At 69.1% G+C, this 18310-nt stretch carries 21 protein-coding genes; 5 read left to right on the top strand and 16 right to left on the bottom strand.

The features are described 5' to 3' along the window. Positions 1–95: 95 nt before the first annotated feature. On the top strand, positions 96–3995 hold the full coding sequence (locus tag AS594_RS14715) for a DNA-directed RNA polymerase subunit beta' (RefSeq protein WP_069927472.1): 3900 nt from the start codon (positions 96–98) through the stop codon (positions 3993–3995). Positions 3996–4069: 74 nt separating this feature from the next. On the opposite strand, the gene AS594_RS14710 is transcribed toward AS594_RS14715, so the two are convergent. From AS594_RS14710 to AS594_RS14670, 9 genes are all read right to left on the bottom strand, one after another. Further along, a complete protein-coding gene (locus tag AS594_RS14710; RefSeq protein ID WP_069927471.1) occupies positions 4070–4333 on the bottom strand; it encodes a hypothetical protein in 264 nt (87 codons plus the stop codon). Then, positions 4330–4590: a hypothetical protein gene (locus tag AS594_RS14705; protein ID WP_069927470.1), complete on the bottom strand. Its 261-nt coding sequence runs from the start codon at positions 4588–4590 to the stop codon at positions 4330–4332. The genes AS594_RS14710 and AS594_RS14705 overlap by 4 nt, the downstream gene beginning before the upstream one ends. Positions 4591–4633: 43 nt before the next feature. Next, the gene (locus AS594_RS14700; RefSeq protein ID WP_069927469.1) at positions 4634–5533 is read right to left on the bottom strand and encodes a peptidoglycan-binding protein; all 900 of its coding nucleotides are present in this window, start codon (positions 5531–5533) and stop codon (positions 4634–4636) included. 89 nt (positions 5534–5622) lie between these two features. Continuing rightward, complete coding sequence (locus AS594_RS14695) at positions 5623–6273, bottom strand: hypothetical protein (RefSeq protein WP_069935122.1); 651 nt, start codon at positions 6271–6273, stop codon at positions 5623–5625. After that, positions 6270–6536 carry a hypothetical protein gene (locus AS594_RS14690; RefSeq protein WP_069927467.1) on the bottom strand — a complete coding sequence of 89 codons (267 nt, stop codon included), beginning with the start codon at positions 6534–6536 and terminating at the stop codon, positions 6270–6272. Before AS594_RS14690 ends, AS594_RS14695 begins: the two co-directional genes overlap by 4 nt. Beyond that, on the bottom strand, positions 6529–8910 hold the full coding sequence (locus AS594_RS14685) for a hypothetical protein (protein ID WP_141753598.1): 2382 nt from the start codon (positions 8908–8910) through the stop codon (positions 6529–6531). Before AS594_RS14685 ends, AS594_RS14690 begins: the two co-directional genes overlap by 8 nt. Next, complete coding sequence (locus AS594_RS14680) at positions 8897–10162, bottom strand: hypothetical protein (protein ID WP_069927465.1); 1266 nt, start codon at positions 10160–10162, stop codon at positions 8897–8899. The genes AS594_RS14685 and AS594_RS14680 overlap by 14 nt, the downstream gene beginning before the upstream one ends. A 34-nt stretch (positions 10163–10196) precedes the next feature. Then, complete coding sequence (locus AS594_RS14675; RefSeq protein WP_240509010.1) at positions 10197–11264, bottom strand: hypothetical protein; 1068 nt, start codon at positions 11262–11264, stop codon at positions 10197–10199. A 110-nt stretch (positions 11265–11374) separates the two neighbouring features. Continuing rightward, on the bottom strand, positions 11375–12064 hold the full coding sequence (locus AS594_RS14670) for a hypothetical protein (RefSeq protein ID WP_069927464.1): 690 nt from the start codon (positions 12062–12064) through the stop codon (positions 11375–11377). Positions 12065–12081: 17 nt separating this feature from the next. On the opposite strand from AS594_RS14670, the gene AS594_RS14665 reads away from it, so the two are divergent. Beyond that, on the top strand, positions 12082–12573 hold the full coding sequence (locus AS594_RS14665; protein ID WP_141746842.1) for a DUF3592 domain-containing protein: 492 nt from the start codon (positions 12082–12084) through the stop codon (positions 12571–12573). A gap of 15 nt (positions 12574–12588) precedes the next feature. On the opposite strand, the gene AS594_RS14660 is transcribed toward AS594_RS14665, so the two are convergent. The 4 genes from AS594_RS14660 to AS594_RS14645 form a co-directional block, all read right to left on the bottom strand. Then, on the bottom strand, positions 12589–12939 hold the full coding sequence (locus AS594_RS14660) for a hypothetical protein (RefSeq protein ID WP_069927462.1): 351 nt from the start codon (positions 12937–12939) through the stop codon (positions 12589–12591). A 65-nt stretch (positions 12940–13004) separates the two neighbouring features. Beyond that, entirely contained in the window at positions 13005–13295 is a 291-nt protein-coding gene (locus tag AS594_RS14655) for a hypothetical protein (protein ID WP_069927461.1), read from the bottom strand. Positions 13296–13439: 144 nt separating this feature from the next. Continuing rightward, positions 13440–14027 carry a phage tail tube protein gene (locus AS594_RS14650; RefSeq protein WP_069927460.1) on the bottom strand — a complete coding sequence of 196 codons (588 nt, stop codon included), beginning with the start codon at positions 14025–14027 and terminating at the stop codon, positions 13440–13442. Positions 14028–14131: 104 nt separating this feature from the next. Further along, positions 14132–14539 carry a hypothetical protein gene (locus AS594_RS14645; RefSeq protein ID WP_069927459.1) on the bottom strand — a complete coding sequence of 136 codons (408 nt, stop codon included), beginning with the start codon at positions 14537–14539 and terminating at the stop codon, positions 14132–14134. 309 nt (positions 14540–14848) lie between these two features. On the opposite strand from AS594_RS14645, the gene AS594_RS14640 reads away from it, so the two are divergent. Beyond that, entirely contained in the window at positions 14849–15127 is a 279-nt protein-coding gene (locus AS594_RS14640) for a hypothetical protein (protein ID WP_069927458.1), read from the top strand. 145 nt (positions 15128–15272) lie between these two features. On the opposite strand, the gene AS594_RS14635 is transcribed toward AS594_RS14640, so the two are convergent. From AS594_RS14635 to AS594_RS14625, 3 genes are read right to left on the bottom strand one after another with little or no spacing between them, the layout of a single operon-like run. Continuing rightward, positions 15273–15500 carry a hypothetical protein gene (locus AS594_RS14635; RefSeq protein WP_069927457.1) on the bottom strand — a complete coding sequence of 76 codons (228 nt, stop codon included), beginning with the start codon at positions 15498–15500 and terminating at the stop codon, positions 15273–15275. Further along, on the bottom strand, positions 15497–16411 hold the full coding sequence (locus tag AS594_RS14630; protein WP_069927456.1) for a hypothetical protein: 915 nt from the start codon (positions 16409–16411) through the stop codon (positions 15497–15499). The genes AS594_RS14635 and AS594_RS14630 overlap by 4 nt, the downstream gene beginning before the upstream one ends. After that, complete coding sequence (locus AS594_RS14625) at positions 16408–16677, bottom strand: WhiB family transcriptional regulator (RefSeq protein WP_069927455.1); 270 nt, start codon at positions 16675–16677, stop codon at positions 16408–16410. The genes AS594_RS14630 and AS594_RS14625 overlap by 4 nt, the downstream gene beginning before the upstream one ends. Before the next feature lie 197 nt (positions 16678–16874). Here AS594_RS14625 and AS594_RS14620 point away from each other — a divergent pair, with 197 nt between their 5' ends. Continuing rightward, positions 16875–17360 carry a helix-turn-helix domain-containing protein gene (locus tag AS594_RS14620; RefSeq protein ID WP_069927454.1) on the top strand — a complete coding sequence of 162 codons (486 nt, stop codon included), beginning with the start codon at positions 16875–16877 and terminating at the stop codon, positions 17358–17360. A 107-nt stretch (positions 17361–17467) separates the two neighbouring features. Continuing rightward, positions 17468–18070 carry a hypothetical protein gene (locus AS594_RS14615; RefSeq protein ID WP_069927453.1) on the top strand — a complete coding sequence of 201 codons (603 nt, stop codon included), beginning with the start codon at positions 17468–17470 and terminating at the stop codon, positions 18068–18070. Positions 18071–18310 lie beyond the last annotated feature (240 nt).

Genomic DNA, 18310 nt, shown 5'->3' with positions numbered 1-18310 from the left:
GTTGTCCGGCCGCTGCTTCACCGCAGCGGCCGGCTCTCCCCGGACCCGTTCAGACCATGATTGACTCTCGACCCCGAAAGAGGGATTGACGACAAGTGCTCGACGTCAACTTCTTCGACGAGCTGCGGATCGGCCTCGCCACCGCGGACGACATCCGGACCTGGTCGCACGGCGAAGTGAAGAAGCCGGAGACCATCAACTACCGCACGCTCAAGCCCGAGAAGGACGGACTCTTCTGCGAGAAGATCTTCGGCCCGACCCGGGACTGGGAGTGCTACTGCGGTAAGTACAAGCGTGTCCGCTTCAAGGGCATCATCTGCGAGCGCTGCGGCGTCGAGGTAACTCGCGCCAAGGTGCGTCGTGAGCGGATGGGCCACATTGAGCTGGCCGCACCCGTCACCCACATCTGGTACTTCAAGGGCGTCCCGTCGCGCCTGGGCTACCTGCTGGACCTCGCGCCGAAGGACCTCGAAAAGGTCATCTACTTCGCCGCGTACATGATCACGTTCGTGGACGAGGAGCGCCGTACGCGCGACCTGCCGTCCCTGGAGGCGCACGTCTCCGTCGAGCGTCAGCAGGTCGAGAACCGTCGCGACGCCGACCTCGAAGCCCGCGCCAAGAAGCTCGAGACCGACCTGGCCGAGCTCGAGGCCGAGGGCGCCAAGGCCGACGTACGCCGCAAGGTGCGCGAAGGCGCCGAGCGTGAGATGAAGCAGCTGCGCGACCGTGCGCAGCGCGAGATCGACCGTCTCGACGAGGTGTGGAGCCGCTTCAAGAACCTCAAGGTCCAGGACCTCGAGGGCGACGAGCTGCTCTACCGCGAGCTGCGCGACCGCTTCGGTACGTACTTCGACGGCTCGATGGGCGCGGCTGCTCTGCAGAAGCGTCTGGAGTCGTTCGATCTCGAGGAGGAGGCCGAGAGGCTCCGCGAGATCATCCGTACCGGCAAGGGCCAGAAGAAGACCCGTGCGCTCAAGCGCCTCAAGGTCGTCTCCGCGTTCCTTCAGACGAGCAACAGCCCCAAGGGCATGGTGCTCGACTGCGTGCCGGTCATCCCGCCGGACCTGCGTCCGATGGTGCAGCTGGACGGTGGCCGCTTCGCGACCTCCGACCTGAACGACCTGTACCGCCGCGTGATCAACCGCAACAACCGCCTGAAGCGACTCCTTGACCTCGGTGCTCCCGAGATCATCGTGAACAACGAGAAGCGCATGCTTCAGGAGGCCGTCGACGCGCTCTTCGACAACGGCCGTCGTGGTCGCCCGGTCACGGGCCCCGGCAACCGTCCGCTGAAGTCGCTGTCCGACATGCTCAAGGGCAAGCAGGGCCGCTTCCGTCAGAACCTTCTCGGCAAGCGTGTGGACTACTCCGCGCGTTCCGTGATCGTCGTCGGCCCGCAGCTCAAGCTGCACCAGTGCGGTCTGCCGAAGGCCATGGCGCTGGAGCTCTTCAAGCCGTTCGTGATGAAGCGCCTGGTCGACCTGAACCACGCGCAGAACATCAAGTCGGCGAAGCGCATGGTCGAGCGCGGCCGCACGGTCGTGTACGACGTGCTCGAAGAGGTCATCGCCGAGCACCCGGTTCTGCTGAACCGTGCGCCCACGCTGCACCGCCTCGGCATCCAGGCCTTCGAGCCCCAGCTGGTCGAGGGCAAGGCCATCCAGATCCACCCGCTCGTCTGCACCGCGTTCAACGCGGACTTCGACGGTGACCAGATGGCCGTTCACCTGCCGCTCTCCGCGGAGGCGCAGGCCGAGGCCCGCATCCTGATGCTGTCCTCGAACAACATCCTGAAGCCGGCCGACGGTCGTCCCGTCACCATGCCGACCCAGGACATGGTTCTCGGTCTCTTCTTCCTCACGACCGACGAGGAAGAGCGCAAGGTCATCGGTGAGGGCCGCAGCTTCGGCTCGACCGCCGAGGCGACCATGGCGTTCGACAACCGCGAGCTGTCGCTCCAGGCCAAGGTCGACATCCGCTTCCCGGTGGGCACCATCCCGCCGCGTGGCTGGGTGCCGCCGGTCGCCGAGGAGGGCGAGCAGGAGTTCCAGCAGGGTGACAGCTTCCGGCTGCGCACCACGCTGGGCCGCGCGCTCTTCAACGAGCTGCTGCCCGAGGACTACCCGTTCGTCGACTACTCGGTGGGCAAGAAGCAGCTCTCCGAGATCGTCAACGACCTGGCGGAGCGCTACCCCAAGGTGATCGTGGCGGCGACGCTCGACAACCTGAAGGCGGCGGGCTTCCACTGGGCGACCCGTTCGGGCGTCACCGTGGCCATCTCCGACGTCGTCGTGCCCGAGGCCAAGAAGGCCATCGTCAAGGGCTACGAGGCGCAGGACGAGAAGGTCCAGAAGCAGTACGAGCGCGGTCTCATCACCAAGGAAGAGCGCACTCAGGAGCTCATCGCGATCTGGACCAAGGCGACCAACGAGGTTGCCGAGGCGATGAACGCGAACTTCCCCAAGACGAACCCCATCTTCATGATGGTTGACTCGGGTGCCCGAGGAAACATGATGCAGATGCGTCAGATCGCCGGTATGCGTGGTCTGGTGTCGAACGCCAAGAACGAGACGATTCCTCGCCCGATTAAGGCGTCGTTCCGTGAGGGTCTGTCCGTGCTGGAGTACTTCATCTCCACCCACGGTGCCCGTAAGGGTCTCGCCGACACCGCCCTGCGTACCGCCGACTCGGGTTACCTGACCCGTCGTCTGGTGGACGTCTCGCAGGACGTGATCATCCGTGAGGAGGACTGCGGCACCGACCGCGGCCTCAAGCTGAAGATCGCGGAGAAGGGCGCCGACGGCATCCTCCGCAAGACCGACGACGTCGAGACGAGCGTGTACGCACGCATGCTCGCCGAGGACGTCGTCATCGACGGCAAGGTCATCGCGCCGGCCAACGTCGACCTCGGTGACGTGCTCATCGACCAGCTGGTCGTGCACGGCGTCGAGGAGGTCAAGACCCGCTCGGTCCTGACCTGCGAGTCCGCGGTCGGCACCTGTGCCTTCTGCTACGGCCGCTCGCTGGCCACCGGCAAGCTGGTCGACATCGGTGAGGCGGTCGGCATCATCGCCGCCCAGTCCATCGGTGAGCCCGGCACGCAGCTGACGATGCGTACCTTCCACACCGGTGGTGTGGCCGGTGACGACATCACCCAGGGTCTGCCCCGTGTCGTCGAGCTCTTCGAGGCTCGTACGCCCAAGGGTGTCGCCCCGATCTCGGAGGCGGCCGGCCGCATCCGTATCGAGGAGACCGAGAAGACCAAGAAGATCGTCGTCACCCCGGACGACGGCAGCGACGAGACGGCGTTCCCGATCTCGAAGCGTGCCCGTCTGCTGGTGGGCGAGGGCGACCACGTCGAGGTGGGCCAGAAGCTCACCGTGGGCGCCACCAACCCGCACGACGTGCTGCGGATCCTCGGTCAGCGCGCGGTCCAGGTCCACCTGGTCGGCGAAGTCCAGAAGGTCTACAACAGCCAGGGTGTGTCGATCCACGACAAGCACATCGAGATCATCATCCGGCAGATGCTCCGCCGCGTGACGATCATCGAGTCGGGCGACGCCGAGCTGCTTCCGGGCGAGCTCGTCGAGCGCGGCCGCTTCGAGGGCGAGAACCGTCGTGTGGTCACGGAAGGCGGCCACCCGGCCTCCGGCCGTCCGCAGCTGATGGGTATCACCAAGGCCTCGCTGGCGACCGAGTCGTGGCTGTCGGCGGCGTCCTTCCAGGAGACGACCAGGGTTCTGACGGACGCGGCGATCAACGCCAAGTCCGACTCCCTGATCGGCCTCAAGGAGAACGTCATCATCGGTAAGCTCATCCCGGCCGGTACGGGTCTGTCCCGCTACCGCAACATCCGGGTCGAGCCCACCGAGGAGGCCAAGGCCGCGATGTACTCGGCCGTCGGCTACGACGACATCGACTACTCGCCGTTCGGCACCGGCTCCGGCCAGGCCGTTCCGCTGGAGGACTACGACTACGGTCCGTACAACCAGTAAGAGCGCGTGTCTGTACGTCCACAGGGCGGTCACCCTTCACGGGGTGGCCGCCCTGCGGCGTTTCCGGGGCCGGTTCAGCGCGTGCTGAGCTGCCAGAGGGACAGCAGCATTCCGGCGATGGCCGTGACGGCCGCGAGGCTGGGCAGCGGCCACCGGCCGCGCTCCAGCGTGTCGATCCGTGTCTCGTGGTCGGCCAGCTGCCGGTCGCTCTGGTCACTGCGCTGCACGAGCAGGGCGAGTGATCCGTCGACCCGGGCGAATCCCACCTCCACGGTGCCGCGCAGTCGCTCCAGCTCCAGTGCGACGGCCGCCGGGTCGTGAGGTGCGGGCTCGGTCATGGGCGGCTCCGGTGCTGCTGGAGAAGGGACAGCAGGTCACTGTCACGGCGGGGGATGCGCAGGGACCGGGGCAGCAGTCGCTGTACGGAGTCGAGCGCCATCAGCCGGCTGAGCGTGCCGGCGGCGGCGACCGCCCCGGCGGCCCACGGCAGGCTCCGCGCGAGTCCGGACGACTCGACGAGCGCCGGCAGGACGACGGCGATGGCGATGGCCGTCTGGAGGACGGTGCGGACGGTCCGCTGGGTGGCTTCCGACATCGGGGTGCCTTTCTGGGGGAGCGGGCGGGCGGCGAGGTACCGGTCAGCGGACGCGCGGGACCTTCAGGGCGTCCCAGGAGGCCCGGCCGGGCACGCCGTCGGCGTCCGCGCCCGTGTAGCCGAGCTTGCGCTGCCACCTGGCGTACGAACGCCGGTCCGCCTCCGACCAGCGCGGGCCGGGGCCCACGGTGTACGCGGCGCAGCGCTCGGCGGCCAGTCGGCGGCCCATGGCGGTGATGACCGGCGAGTTCGCGCCGGGCCGGAAGAACGCCGAGCCGGGGAACGGCTCGTAACGGGACCCGGAGGGTTCGCCGGGGCCGGCCGGGCCGCCGGAACCGGACGGCGCGGAGGGCGGCGACGCGAGACGTGCCGCGATCCGCTCCCGCATGGACGACATGCTGAAGCCGCGCGGGTCGATCTTCTGGTTCGTCCACTCCTTGTGGCCGATGACCGAGGCGGCAGACCAGCCGTGGGCGCGGCACAGGGCGGCCGACGCCCGCTCGATGGCGTCGAGCTGTGCCTTCGGCCAGGGGTCGGCCCCGTCGCCGAGGTTGACGCACTCGAAGCCGTAGAAGTGGGCGTTGCCGTCCGCGGTGTTCCTGCCGGGAGCGGGAGCGCCCCTCTCGGCGACGACCGCCCGCAGCACGTCGCCGTCGCCGGAGCCGGCGTGGTTGGTCCGGCCGTGGCCGACGAGGTGGACGGTGCCGGCCTTGTCGATCACGCCGTGGCAGAGCGGTCCGGGGAGCGAGGCGTGGCCGTTGTAGCACAACCCGACCGAATCGGCGGTGGCGCTGGTGACGGTGTGGTGGATCATCACGCCGTGGACGGGTCCCCAGCGCCCCTTGTGGTTGCGGTTGTGGGTGCGCCAGTCGCGGTGTTCCACGACGCGCAGGCCCTCGGCGCGCAGGGCTCGTACGACGGCGTCGGCGGACAGGGTGGCCATGGAGGTTCTCCTTCGGGTCGCCTGGAGGTGAGAACGCCCCGGCCCGCCGCTCTGGTCAGCGGCGGGCCGGGGCGGGGTGGGGAGCGGCGTCACATGATCGGGTCGACCCTGATGTAACGAGTGTCGTAGTTGGCGGTGTTCGTGGTGCCCCCCGACCGGTAGGCCGGTGTGGCGGTGTGCGTGGTGCCGACGGCCAGTCCGGTGACGAGGAACTGGGTCGACACGGACGCCCGGTTGGGGGAGTTCACCAGGGCGGCGCGGGCGTCGTTGGCGCTGAGCACGACGGTTCCCGCGGCGTTGCGGATGTTGGCCGACATGTAGGTGCCGACGTTCGTCGCCGTACTGAACATGTAGCAGCCGACGCTGATGATGACCTGGCCGGAGGCGGGGACGGTGAACACCGCGTTCATCGGGTCGCCGGTGGCGCTCGTCAGGGTTTCCACGTACGCGGCGGACGTGGTCGTGCCGCCGTCGGAGTTCACCCGGAAGACCGGCACCGCGCCGACGGGCACCCATGCCGAGCCGGTGTAGTTCATGAGCCGTCCGGGCGAGGCGATCCACGCGACCGTGCCGGCGACGGGCGTGGGCAGCTTGGCGTCGCGCTCCGTCGCGGTGGCGAAGCGCAGCACCGTACGCCCGTCGAGGGACTGGGCGAGGGACTGCATGTGCGCGGGCAGGTTGGCGGGATCGCTCGGCTGCGGGTAGGGCAGGTTGCTGAGCGGCGTGTACTGAGTGGTCATGCGGGACCCTCCTCCTTGCGCTGTACGGGTACGACGGGGACGACGGCTTCGGCGGGGGCGGGCTCCGGGGCCGGCGGATCAGGGTGCAGTTCCAGGGAGACCGAGACGGGCTGTCCGCCCTGTCCGGGGTCCGCCGTCTCGACGACGGGCACTCCCAGGTGGGTGGCGAGTTCCGCCGCCACCGAGGAGGCGAGCCGCAGCAGCTGCTCGTCGTCGAGGGTTACCGGCGCCGCGGGGCCGGTCTCCGGTGGTGTCTCAGGCATCGGTGTCCTCCTTCACCTGTCGCCAGGTCCTGCCGCCCGTGGCGAGGGCGTCGAGGGTCGAGTACGCCGACTGGACGGCGGCGTACGAGGGCCCGGCGGGGGCGGGGGTGTGGTCGGCGTGCGTGTCGGGTGTCAGGTCGTAGTCGGCGGGAACGCCGTTGGACCGTGTGCCGCGCAGGGTGAGCGTCTGCTGCATGGTCCCGGCGCCGGTCGACGCGGTCTTGATGCCGACCACCCACGCCAGGGTGTCGAGCTCGGCGCCGTTGGAGTCCAGGAGCCGGATCACGTCCCCGAGCTGGATCCGCGGGTCGTACAGCACCTCGACCTCACCGATGACCGGCACCGGGTACTCGCCGGCCGCGCGCATGGCGTCGGCGAGCCCACGCGCGGCCCGGTAGTCCTGCACCCAGTCGCTCGACTCGCCGAAGAACTCCTGGCGGCCGTAGTACCTCTCGCTGGCGCTGCCAGGTGCAGAGGAGGTCGCCTGGCGCTCGGTCGGTTCCGCCGACGGCTTGAGGGTCTGTACGGAGACGGATGGTTTGCCGTTCTCCAGCACCGTGTAGAGCCGCTGGGCGGTGCGGTTGGTGAACCGCAGGACCAGCCGGCCCTCCTCGCGCCGGGCCAGCATGTCCACCGCGCCCTTGACGGCGTCCGCGCCCGCCGCGTTGGAGGCGGCGAAGCGCACCGAGAAGCCGAGGGCGATGCTCTCGTCGTCGTCGACATTGGGCGGTCCGACGTCGAACTCCTCCTCGGCGAGCAGGTACTCGACCGTCACCGAGCTGTTCCCGGGGATCTCCCGGACGGCGGTGTCGCTGTAGACGGTGCCGCTGACCACACCGACGGACGTCCAGTCCTTGTAGGGCTGTACGCAGTAGTTGCGGCAGGCGTCGATTTCCTCCGTGACGGTGAGCGAGGCGATGTCGCGCGCCGATGTCAGGGTGAGGTCGGGCGCGGTCGGCGCCTTGGCGAACCGGGTGTAGTTGCGCCAGCGGAAGATGCCCCGCTCGTCGAACTCGGCGGTGGACATGCTGGCCTTGGCGATTTGCGTGAGCGACTCCCACTGCGATCCGGAGATCCGGGGGACCGAGTACAGCGGCAGGATCGCCTCGTCCAGCTCTGCCTCCTTGGACCAGGTGCCGGCCTGGGTGAACTCGGCCTCCGCGGGCATGGCGGGCAGCCCGCTGGAGAGCTGGACCCCTTCGGTGGCCATGGCCGTGACGAGCCGCAGCTGGTACAGCTCGGAGACCAGCTGGCCGGCGGACGGGTCGGTGAAGGTGGCCGCGCTGAACAGGTAGTTCGTACCGTCGGGCGCGGTGAGCCGGGGCTGTACGGTCGGCTGGACGGTCGGCCCGGTTCCTGTGGTGTCGAACAGGCCGCCGATGTGCCACACCCCCGGCTGGGTCTTGAGCTGCGGCAGGCCCCACCAGAAGTACCAGCCGCTGTTGTTGTCCCTGGTGCCGGAGTGCATGTAGATCTCGCCCTTGGAGAAGTCCACCGCCAGCCGCAGCCGTCCCGTCTCCGTACCTTCGCGGTTCAGGTCCATTTCCAGGGCCACGATGCTGCCGATGCCGACCGCGCTGTTGACCCACGCCTCGGCGAAGAGCCTGCTGCCCGGTACGGTCACGCGGCTGCGGGGGAACCACGACGCGGTGAGGCCGGCGGTTTCGGGCGCCGCCGCGTGCGGCAGGAGCGCCATCTCGTGCGGGGCGCCCTCCCTGGTCCAGCTGTAGTGCCGGGGATCGGGGAGGATCTCGGGCTGGCCGTACGGCGTCGCGAAGCCGCCGTGCAGCGACGCGTACACCAGCGTGAGCGGCTTGTTGGCGTCGAAGTCCGGGTAGCGCACCGGCGGCGCCGTGAGCACGCCCGCCTGACGCAGCAGCTCGTCGACGCACCAGGTCGCGGTGGCGACCGGGCGGCGCCAGTAGAACCCGGCGTACGGCTTGGGCAGCGCCGCGGGGCCGTGCAGCCGCTCGGCCCCGTCCAGCGCCGTGAGGGCCACGGTGTCGGTGCCGGAGGCGGCGGAGCGGTTGCGCAGGGTGCCGCGGAACGCCGGCAGGGTGCCGGCGTTCGTACCGTACGCATGGACCACCGACTGGCCGGGGCGCGCGATGTCGCCCGTGTAGCGGGACGCCCAGGGCGAGTAGAGGCTGGGAGCCGAATCGCCGTTCGTGCCGGCGATCTGGAGCTGGAGCTGGGCCGACGAGCTGCCGGAGAAGGCACGCATGGCGTCCGGGAGGTCGGTGCTGTAGCTGCGTTCCAGCTGCCAGGACTGGACCTGGTCCGTCACGTCCCTCCCGCCCAGACGGGTGGTGTGCGCGGTGACCCTCGATCCTGCTTCGAGGTCCTTGGTCAGCTGGTGGTCAGACACTCGCATCGGTCACCTCCGTCAGATCGATCGAGACGTTGCGGTACGGGAGCGGGCGGGCGGGGGAGTCGGTGTAGCCGGTGACCGCCATGGGCGGGCAGCCGTCGCCGGTGAGCTGGGGCACCGAGGTGTCGAGGTACTGGAGCTTGACGGGGCCGAGCCGGGAGGAGAACGCGGTGGTGGCGGCGAAGGAGAGGCCGGCCGAGACGTGGGTGGCGCGGGCCGGGACGGTCGCGGGACTCCAGGCGTCGGACATGCTCAGGAACGCTCCCGCGGCGTCGAAGAAGCTGAAGTAGCAGTACTGCGCGCGAGCGCGCAACGCCGAGGGCAGCACCAGGCCGACCAGTCCCTGGCCGGGCAGCGGATGGCCCTTCTGACCCGCGTATACGAAGGTCAGCGAGCCGGCGGTGTTGACCGGCAGGGCGGCGACGGCGTAGCCGTCCGTGTCTGTCGACAGGGTGAAGCCGCTCACCGACCAGTTGGTCAGGGCGCCGCGGCCTGCTGCCTGCTCGGACGGCAGGAGGTTGGCCGGAGCGGTGGGCACGTGGGTGTCGTTGAACGTGAGCACCGCTCCGTCGAGCGAGTACGTGCCCAGCTCACCGGCGACGCCCGAGGGGGTGACGAGCGCGGCCCCGGCCGGGACGGTCGCGGAGACGGTGTGGCTGGAGACCGACGCGGAGGAGAGGTAGTTGCCCGCCACGTCCTTCCAGTGCAGGCGCGCCGAACACGGGCCGGTCCGCCAGGACTTGGGCAGAGTGAACCGGACCGTCATTCCCGGTGCCACAGGGAAACCCGACCCCGGTCGGCGCCGCCAGCTGAGCTGTGCGGTCGCCTGGTCCGGCTTCCAGACGTACGCGTCGGGGTGGGCGGCGGGAACGCCTGCCGCCGTGGACAGTTGCAGGACCCCGGTGCCGGAGCCGGTCGAGGTGTACCAGTGCGGGGCGGCCGAACCTCCGGCGCAGCGGCCCTCGGCCTGGAGGCCGTCCAGGAGGTTGCGGGCCACCGGGTCGATGACGACGACCGGGCCGGGGCCGTCGATGCGCCGGGCGAGGCGGTCGAGGTGGGCCGCGTCGTCCTCGGAGAGCCGGTCGAAGCTGAACTTCGTCTTACGGGCGGTGCGTTGGGGCGCGAGCGTGGTGACCTGCCCGCCGAGCGAGGTGAACTGGGTCACCCCGAGGTCGGCGCCGCGTTCGAAGGCGGTGGCCGCCTGGCTGATTTCCCGCAGTCGTCCGGGCAGGCCGATCCAAAGGTTGCGTGTCATGTTCGGGGTGCCTCCTTGTTCGTTGTCGGCGGGCTTACCTGCGGGCCAGCTGGCGGTGGCCGGCGAGCACGGCGCGGGCGATGGTCTGGCCGTCCACCTGGACATGGACGGGCCGCTCGGCGAGCCGCTCGACCGCCGCGGCGAGCCGGGCGATCTGGGCGCGGTTGCCGCCGCCGGAGCCGAGCATCCGGTCCAGCTTGCTGAGCGGGATGACGGCCTCGGACTCGCCGGCCTCGCCGATGAGGGCGAGGGTGCCGCCGTTGCGGGGCTGGACGACGCCGCCCTTGGCGAGGTGCGGGACGGGGATCTTCGGCAGGCTGAGACTGAACTTCTTGCCGCCGAAGACGGGGACCCAGCTCGGGATGGAGACCTTGAAGCCGTTGAGCGCCCCGATGATGGTGTTGATGGCGGTGGCGAAGGCACGGAAGGGCGCGAGCAGGACGTTGCCGATGCCCTTGAGGATCGGGACCATCACCCCGATCGCGGTGGAGACCGCGCTGGAGGCGGCCTTCATTCCGGACTTGAACCCCTTGCTCACCACGGCGACGATCTTGTCGACGTTGACGAACTTGGCGATGAGTGGCGCGAGCAGGGCCATGATCAGGCCGAAGGGGCTGGCCATCATGGCGAGGTTGAGGCCCTTCTGCGCGAGCCCGGCCCCCTTGAGTCCCTTGACCAGGCCGCCCCCCATGGTCTTGCCGGTCTTGTCGGCGTTCTTGCCGGCCTTGCCGACCGACTTCTCGACCGCGTCGGCCTGCCGCTTGACGTCGCGCAGGGCGTTCTTGCTCTTGTCTGCGGAGCCCTTGAGCTTGTCGAGGGAGGACTTGAACTTGTCGGTGGCACTCTTCGACTTGCCGAATGCGCCATCGGCCTGCCCGAGGGAGGTCTTGAACTTCGCGATGCCGTTCGCATTCTTCGTCACCGACGACTGGAGCTTGCCGAGCGCACTTTGGAGTCTGTCGCTGGTCGTCCTGGACTTGCCGAGGGGACCGTCCAACTGACTGACGGCTCCGCGCAGCTTTCCCACCGCGGTGCCGAGTCTGGTGGCGCCGCTGCCCATGTCCTTGAAGGCGGTGGTCCCCTGATTGGTGGCCGTCCGCATCTTCGAAACGGATCCGCCGCTCTGCGAGAGTGCCTGGGTGAATTTCTGTGTAGCGGAGGTTGCAGTCCTGAGACTGGTGGCCAATGACATTTACTTCACCTTTTCCTGCATCAGCCGACAGTCGAACCGAGGTTCGCCATCTCTCTGCGAGTACTGCGCATCTCTTTCGACAGCCCTGCCAGACTGTCCCGAGAAAGCCGAGCCGCCTTTACTATCTCCTCCTGGCTTATTTTGGCCTGTTTCTTATCGCGTTCGAGCTTGTCCAGCTTCGCCTGTACTCCGCTGATCCTGCCAATCTCGCGTACCTTTTTCCTTACTGTCGCCTCCGCCTTGTCGATGTCGGTTGTCAGCTTCCCTATCTCGGACCTGATACGGAAAAGTTCGGCCTTCTCGCCCGATTTGTGAGCCGCGTTCGCCTCGGCCTTCTTTTCCGTTATCCCCTCTTTGAGTTTCTCAATTCTCTTGAGCTCGTTGCGGATCTCCTGGGACCTCTTCGCGTTCCTGTCCCGCTCGTTGTCGATCCGCTCTTCAAGGCGCTTTTTCTGATCGGCCCAGGGGAAAGTCACTTTCTGCTTCCCGGCGAGAGTGATACCTTTCTCGTCCATCTTGATCAGAGTGAAATCCGCTTTTACCAGCGTGAGTCCGAGCGCTATGGCGGTGATGTCGAACTTCAAACCAGTGAAACTGCTACTCAAGGCGGTTACATCAAGCTTGAGGAGGGCTACGCTGTGGGCGATGTCGCGATAGACCTCTTTGTAGTGCAGTGATTCTTTGGGGTCGATCCAGGGCGGCTGCACCACAGGTTCGTTTCCGCCTGATGCTGGTGGAGGCACAATCTCTCCCTTTCGCTACTGTTGTACTGTCGACCGATTACGGAGAAGTCGTGATGATTGGTCCATGGATCGCCTGGCTCATAGCGCTCGGCCCTGCCGTGGTGGTGGCGCCCTTCGCCGTATTTACGCTCTATGTGCACCGGCGATTGAGAAGCAAGGGCGTGCAGGTCCAGGCAGATTGCGAGCACTACTACTGGAGCAAAGAAAAACACTTCCTCCAGTACCGCTACGCGGACCAGTCCGAGCGCAGTCACGTACGGCTCGCCAATCTTTCATTCCCCGTGTCGCGCGCAAAGCGGGGGCGACCGCTGGAAGTGGTGTACGACTCGGCGAGGCCTTCCAGGTCCCGATCGCGGCACGAACTGCGCCGTCCAATTCCCTGGGCAGGGGTCAGTATCGGCATCTACCTGTTCGTGCAGCTTGTGTGCGGGATTCTCGGCGGCGTGTTCCTGGCCACCGGACTTTTCGACAGGTGAAGTTCGTCCGGTGCTTCAGGCGAAGAACTGACTGAGCTCCGAGACGCCGGGCCGCTGGGGTTGCCCCGCGCCGTCCGCCGTAGGCTCGGCCGACTCCGGTTCGTCCGCGGGGCCGTCCGAGGGACGCGGCACAGGCGCCGGGTACTCCAGAGGTTCCGCGTCTTCGTCCTGGTTGACCGTGGCGAACATCCAGTTGGCTTCGGCGAGCTGGTCGACGGTCGTGGCGAGCAGGTAGTCGGTCACCGACCACTCCGCCGCCTCGCCGTGGAGCGCGCGGGCGACCGCGCTGTCGCGTGGCATGTGCCTGACCAGCACCGCGAGCCGGCGGGTGGAGAGCCGGCCGCGGTGCCAGTCGAGCAGGTCCACGCCGTAGTGGCGGAGCAGGTCCGCCTCAAGGGCCTCGGCGTGTTCGTCGACGAACTCGCCGAGGCTCAGCCTTCCCCCAGGCCCAGCCCCGTCTCCTTGCCGTAGGCCTCAAGGATCGCGGCGATGTCCTGCATGGTGATGTCGAGCCGGTCGAAGCGGGTGAACTGCTGTTCGCCCAGAAGCAGCCGCAGCAGACCGTCGACGTCGTTGTCGTCGAGTGCGCGCAGCTTGCGGGCGGTCGCACGGGACAGCTCGGTGGGGAGCTCGAAGGTGTGGTCGTCGAGCTCGAAGGTCCAGGCCCGGCCGAGGGCTTCCAGGCGCTGGGCGCGTGCCGCGTTGACGTTGAAACCGGACATGCGAGGGCTCCTTACTGCTGGTGGATCGAGGGATCGGGGAGAGTGAAAAGCCGGTGGCCGGCGCGCGGCGGAACGGGCCGCGCGCCGGCCACCGGAGAGAACGGGGGAGAGGGGACCGGGCCCCGCACCCCTCAGGCGTACGACTTAGGCGTACGACTTGTCCTTCATGATCCAAGTGGCCAGGGTGGAGCTGTTCTCGGCGGCGAGCGCGGTGAACGTGACCCCGAGCTTCAGCGCACCCGTGCGGGTGAGAGCGATCTCCTCGGTCTCCGTCACCTGGCCGCGCGGGATGATGAAGCGGTACGTGACGTCCGAGCCGTCGGTGAACTCGATGCCCAGCTGACGCTCGTCCTTCTGCGGCTCGGCGCCCAGCTTGTACTCGTACGTGTCGACGGCCCCGGTGGCGGTCACCGGGCTCACCGCGTTGCCGCCCATGAAGAAGGGCAGCGTGTCCTTGTTGAACTGGAGCAGCTGGAACTTCACCGTCAGGTCGCGGTCGGAGTAGATGAACCGCGCCGGGCTCACCGACTGCCAGGTGTCGACCGGGTCGATCTTGTCCTTCTTGTTGAACTTGATGCCGTCGGTGGAGGTGTAGCCCAGCTCGGTCCAGCCGGTCGGCCAGGGGTCGGCGGTGTGCTTCGGCGCGGCCGGGACGGTGGTGCCGGTCGCGGTCGCGACGAGGATGCGGCCGGTGCCGGCGACGCGGATCTGGCTGCCGTTGTTGTTCGCCATGGTTACTGCTCCTTGGATGTGGTTTCGGGTACCGAAAAGGCCCTGCCGCGGATGCGGCAGGGCCGGTTCATGGGGCGCTCGGAGCGCGATCGTGCGGAGTGGATCTATGCGGGGCGGACCGAGATCCGGAACGTGGAGACGTAGCGGCTCGCCTGCGGCCGGGTGAAGTCGGGCAGCCAGCGGGGCCCGTCGGCCTCGACGACGTCGGTGATCGTCGTCGTGCCGTGAACCGTGCCGGTGGCGGGCAGCAGCGCCGCCCTCGCCGTGTTGGCGAGCGTGTGGGCGGTGGGCTTGTCGGGTCCGTACACCTCCAGTTCGACCAGTGGCTGGTCGAGGTGGAGGTCGTCGACCCAGGCCCCGCCGACGCGGGAGACGAGGACGGCCTTGGCCGTGCCGTCGAAACCGGCCGGCGGTGTCTCGTCCACGATCACGCCCGCCAGTTCCGAGCGGGCTGCGAGGAGGTCCACGACGAGAGCCTGCACATCGGGGAAGACGCTCGGGGGAGAGGGCATGACAGGGGTACTCCTTTCGTACGTGCGGATGCAGAGGGCAGACACGCAGCGGCGGAGCTGCGCCCCCCGGAGGGAGGCGGGCACAGCTCCGCCGCTGCACTTATTGTGATCGATGTCGTGCGTGCGCGCAACTAACTAGGTCGCGGACTCATTGCCCCTCACTTCCGGGCCCCCTGCGTTACGCTGCAATCAATCGAACGGACATTCGAGAGAGTGCGATGTGAGGCGCGGAACGCCGTACGGGGCGTAAGGGACGGTGAGCGTGAGGACGAGCACGACGGCAGGGCAGACAGGTGGCGGTGAGCGCCCATGGTGACCAATGCGCATGAACGGCTGACCGATGTGGTGGCGGCCGTCGTAGAGGTGGCGGCCGAGGCCGCGGAGGCGGGGACGTACACCGCCGAGATGGGCAGAGCCCTCACCGCGGTCGTCGGCAAGGTCGGCGCCCGCGTCGCTCTCGACGCGGAGGTGCGTGGCTTCACCAGCGGCTGGCAGGAGGCCGTGGCGTTGACGGCCACCCAAGTGACCACCGAGGCGCAGGTCTTCCGGATGCCCGAGCGTCCGCCGGGCCCCGCGGAAGGCCCCTGAGGCCGGCGGGCCTCGACGCGCGTTCGCTCTCTTCCCCTCTCCCTTCCCGTGCCCGCACCAGCGGCCGCGGACGCGGAAAAGGCGCCGGGCCGGCCAACCCACGAAGGGTGGCCGGCCCGGCGCCTTTCTCGTATGTCGTACGGGCTCACGTCCGCGGCGTACGCGGTTTCCGGCGCGTCGCCCGCTCGGCGGCGAACACGTCCTCCAGCCGGTAGAGCTGCGCCCGCCCCCGGCTCCCGGCCGGTGTCAGATGCCCGAGCTGCACCCACTTCCTGATGGTGGCGGGCGCGACGTCGGCCTCCTGGGCGGCGAGCGTGCCGGTGATCAGCGCGGCCCGCGAAGGGGCCGGCAGCGGCGACCGGCGAGTGCTCACAGGCGCTCTCCGTCCAGCGCCGGGGCAGCCGCCGAGCCCCGTAGTCCCAGCCGTATGCCGTCGGGCCGTACGCCGTCGGGCCGTACGCCTTCCGGTGCGTCGTCCGACATCCGCGCCGCGATCTCCTGCGTGTCCACGCCGCCCAGCCGCGCCAGCTCCGGCCAGGCGCCCTCCGCCCAGATGTGACGGAACGCCGGGTCCGTAGCGCAGTCGCAGTCCGCATCCGCGCAGCGGCAGGCAGGGTTGACGCACAGGACCGCCCGGCGCTCGGGGAAGGCGCGCATCGACACCGACTCGCACCACGGGCAGCGCCCGCGCACCCGCACCATCGTCTCGGCCTCGCCCAGGGCGCGCGCGCAGCGCCTGGCCATCCGGCGCACCTCGTCCCGTACGTGCCCGGCCAGCACCGGGTCTTCCGCGACGCTGCCGAGCAGAGCTGTGAGGCGCAGGAGCCGCCGCGGCACCGAGTCACGGCGGGGCCTGCCCAGCGCGAGCCGGTCGAAGACCGCCTCCTCCAGCTCCACCACGCCGTCGGTGATGTCGCGGATGGCGTCGGACACGTGCAGCCGTACGGGCGCGGCGGAGTGACCGGGTACGGCCAGCCCGTGCCGCTGCTCGTTCAGCAGCGCCTCCTGGCGTTCCTCCCGGATACGGGCGGAACGGGCCGACAGCTCGGCCGCACCCGGGTGGTGCGGGTTCTCGACCGACGACCGTCGGCCGGTGGCCAGTTCGGTGAGAAGTTCCGGGAACTGACGGATCAGCATCTCGGCCCAGAGTGCGGCGTCACGGACCGCGCCCGTGCCGTCGGTGGCGGGCTTCGTCATCGGGTGCTCCAAGTGCGCTCGGGTGCGGTCGGCGGTCGGGTCGTCGGAGGAAGCGGTGGCGTCGGTGGTGTCGGTGGGGTCCGTCACCGGCGGGCTCCGTCGAGGCTGACCGGCCGCCCGTTGCGCCAGAGCCGCCCGGCGCTCACGCCGTCGAACCAGCTGTCCGCCGGGGCCACGGACTCCTCGCACTGCCGCAGTACCGGGCAGCGGTCGCACGCCCGCAGGGCGGGCTCGGCGTCCGCCGCGCGACGGGCGAAGACCACGGTGGGGGGCAGGCCGGAACAGGCGGCGGCCGCGCGCCAGCCGAAGAACTCCAGGGCATCGGAGGGCGAGAAGGCGGATGGTGCGGGCATGCCGGTGCTCCCAGTGCGACCGAGTCTGACCGGATCATTGCGTTGCGAGCACGCACACTGACACGTTGCGCGTGAGCGCGCAACTAAGCTTTCGCACCCCTCCGCACAGAATGCTCACAATTCCTTGCGCGCAAGCAGGTAATTCCTTGCGCGCAAGCGCGTTAGTCTGAGTCCGCCTTGGAGGGAGGCGACCACCTGTGACCGCCAGCGAACTGGAACAGTTCACCGCCTGGATCGAAGACCTGATCCGCGCCCGGGGATACGACATCGACAGCCCCCGCGGCGGCGGAAAGTCGCGCCTCGCCGACGAAGCGGGCGTACACCGCGCCGCCATCACCCGCCTGTTGCAGGGCCAGAGCATGCCGGACCTCGAAACGACCCGACGGCTCGCCCATGTCCTGCGGGTCCCGGTGCGGGAGATGCTGATCCGCTCCGGACGGCTCTCCGAAGAGGACCTGCCCCTGCCGGACCTACAGGACAGCTCGCCCGGCGCCGGGGCGCCGGCCCACCGGCTCACCCTGGAAGAGGCCGCGGCCGGTCTCGGTGTCCCACCTGACCAGTGGGACATGTTCATCAAGGTCGCGGGCCAGTTCCTGCCGGCCGCGGCGGCGGATGTGCGGCCCGAACGCGCGGCGGCGGCGCGCGGCGGGTCCCCGGCCGTGAAGAACGCCAGGAAGGGCTGACCGTGGCCCGGGTGTGACCGGCCAGTATGATTTCGGGGCCTGTTCCCCCACTCACGCAGGCTGAACGCCACCCGAGGCGGGCGATGGGATGCGAAAGTGAGCCGTGCATGGTCGAGAGCGAAGAGTGCTCCCGATCGGCGGGCGGCTCCCACGACGAGGAGCCCGGCGCGCCGCGCGGAGTGCCCAAGGCGCGGAACCCCGCACCGGGTCTGCCCGAACCGCCGGAGGGACTCCCGGCCCTCCTCGCGACCCTCGGCGAGTACCTGGAGCACCATCCGCCGGAGGATGTCGCCGTCCTTTTACGCGCGGAACTGGAACGGCGCGAGTTCCGGGCCTACGCGAGCGGCTGGCGGGACGCGGCCGACCAGTACGAGCCCGCTCTCGAACAGGCGCGCCGCATCGCCCAGACCCGCCGCCTGAGGCTCGTCGGCCGCACCCCCGGCCAGGCCGCCGTCATTCCCTTCCCGCAGGACTCGCCCTCCGAAGGCTCCGCGGAGCCGCCTCCCTCCGGGACGGAGGAGCCGACTCCCTCCCACAGGTCTACGGACAGGGGCCCGGCGAAGGCCGGCGACGACAGCCCCCAGGCCGCCGACCCGGCTGCCCCGGCCCCGTCGCCGGGCTCCGGGCTGGTGGCCAAGAACCGGAACTCCAGGGCCCCTACCATCCCGCGCCTGACCACCCACCGGCCGGGCCGCCGCGACCGCCCGTGATGCGGGTGCGCCCATGCGGCGGCGGGCGTGGCTATTTGTTTTGACCGGAGTCGGTGAGGTAGGTACGCTCAGACCTTGTGCCTGGGCTGTGTCTGTGCTGCCGTGCGTGCTTGTGTCCGCATCGGTGAGCCAGGTCAGAACACATCGCAACCTGTGACTTCTCCGCGATCGCGGAGGCTTCCAGTGTTCGACACACCCGACCGCGTGGGTCGGAGGTGTTCCAGGTTAGTTTCACAGTGA

Source organism: Streptomyces agglomeratus, from assembly GCF_001746415.1.
Lineage (GTDB): Bacteria > Actinomycetota > Actinomycetes > Streptomycetales > Streptomycetaceae > Streptomyces > Streptomyces agglomeratus.
Note: the sequence above shows the minus strand (reverse complement) of the source record. Positions and strands in the feature narration are given on the sequence as shown.

Excerpts from the sequence above, each read along its gene's own strand:
- AS594_RS14710 (WP_069927471.1), bottom strand. The coding sequence starts at position 4,333 with ATGACCGAGCCCGCACCTCACGACCCGGCGGCCGTCGCACTGGAGCTG.
- AS594_RS14705 (WP_069927470.1), bottom strand. The coding sequence starts at position 4,590 with ATGTCGGAAGCCACCCAGCGGACCGTCCGCACCGTCCTCCAGACGGCC.
- AS594_RS14700 (WP_069927469.1), bottom strand. The coding sequence starts at position 5,533 with ATGGCCACCCTGTCCGCCGACGCCGTCGTACGAGCCCTGCGCGCCGAG.
- AS594_RS14695 (WP_069935122.1), bottom strand. The coding sequence starts at position 6,273 with ATGACCACTCAGTACACGCCGCTCAGCAACCTGCCCTACCCGCAGCCG.
- AS594_RS14690 (WP_069927467.1), bottom strand. The coding sequence starts at position 6,536 with ATGCCTGAGACACCACCGGAGACCGGCCCCGCGGCGCCGGTAACCCTC.
- AS594_RS14685 (WP_141753598.1), bottom strand. The coding sequence starts at position 8,910 with ATGCGAGTGTCTGACCACCAGCTGACCAAGGACCTCGAAGCAGGATCG.
- AS594_RS14680 (WP_069927465.1), bottom strand. The coding sequence starts at position 10,162 with ATGACACGCAACCTTTGGATCGGCCTGCCCGGACGACTGCGGGAAATC.
- AS594_RS14675 (WP_240509010.1), bottom strand. The coding sequence starts at position 11,264 with ATGCGGACGGCCACCAATCAGGGGACCACCGCCTTCAAGGACATGGGC.
- AS594_RS14665 (WP_141746842.1), top strand. The coding sequence starts at position 12,082 with ATGCTGGTGGAGGCACAATCTCTCCCTTTCGCTACTGTTGTACTGTCG.
- AS594_RS14655 (WP_069927461.1), bottom strand. The coding sequence starts at position 13,295 with ATGTCCGGTTTCAACGTCAACGCGGCACGCGCCCAGCGCCTGGAAGCC.
- AS594_RS14650 (WP_069927460.1), bottom strand. The coding sequence starts at position 14,027 with ATGGCGAACAACAACGGCAGCCAGATCCGCGTCGCCGGCACCGGCCGC.
- AS594_RS14645 (WP_069927459.1), bottom strand. The coding sequence starts at position 14,539 with ATGCCCTCTCCCCCGAGCGTCTTCCCCGATGTGCAGGCTCTCGTCGTG.
- AS594_RS14640 (WP_069927458.1), top strand. The coding sequence starts at position 14,849 with ATGGTGACCAATGCGCATGAACGGCTGACCGATGTGGTGGCGGCCGTC.
- AS594_RS14625 (WP_069927455.1), bottom strand. The coding sequence starts at position 16,677 with ATGCCCGCACCATCCGCCTTCTCGCCCTCCGATGCCCTGGAGTTCTTC.
- AS594_RS14615 (WP_069927453.1), top strand. The coding sequence starts at position 17,468 with ATGGTCGAGAGCGAAGAGTGCTCCCGATCGGCGGGCGGCTCCCACGAC.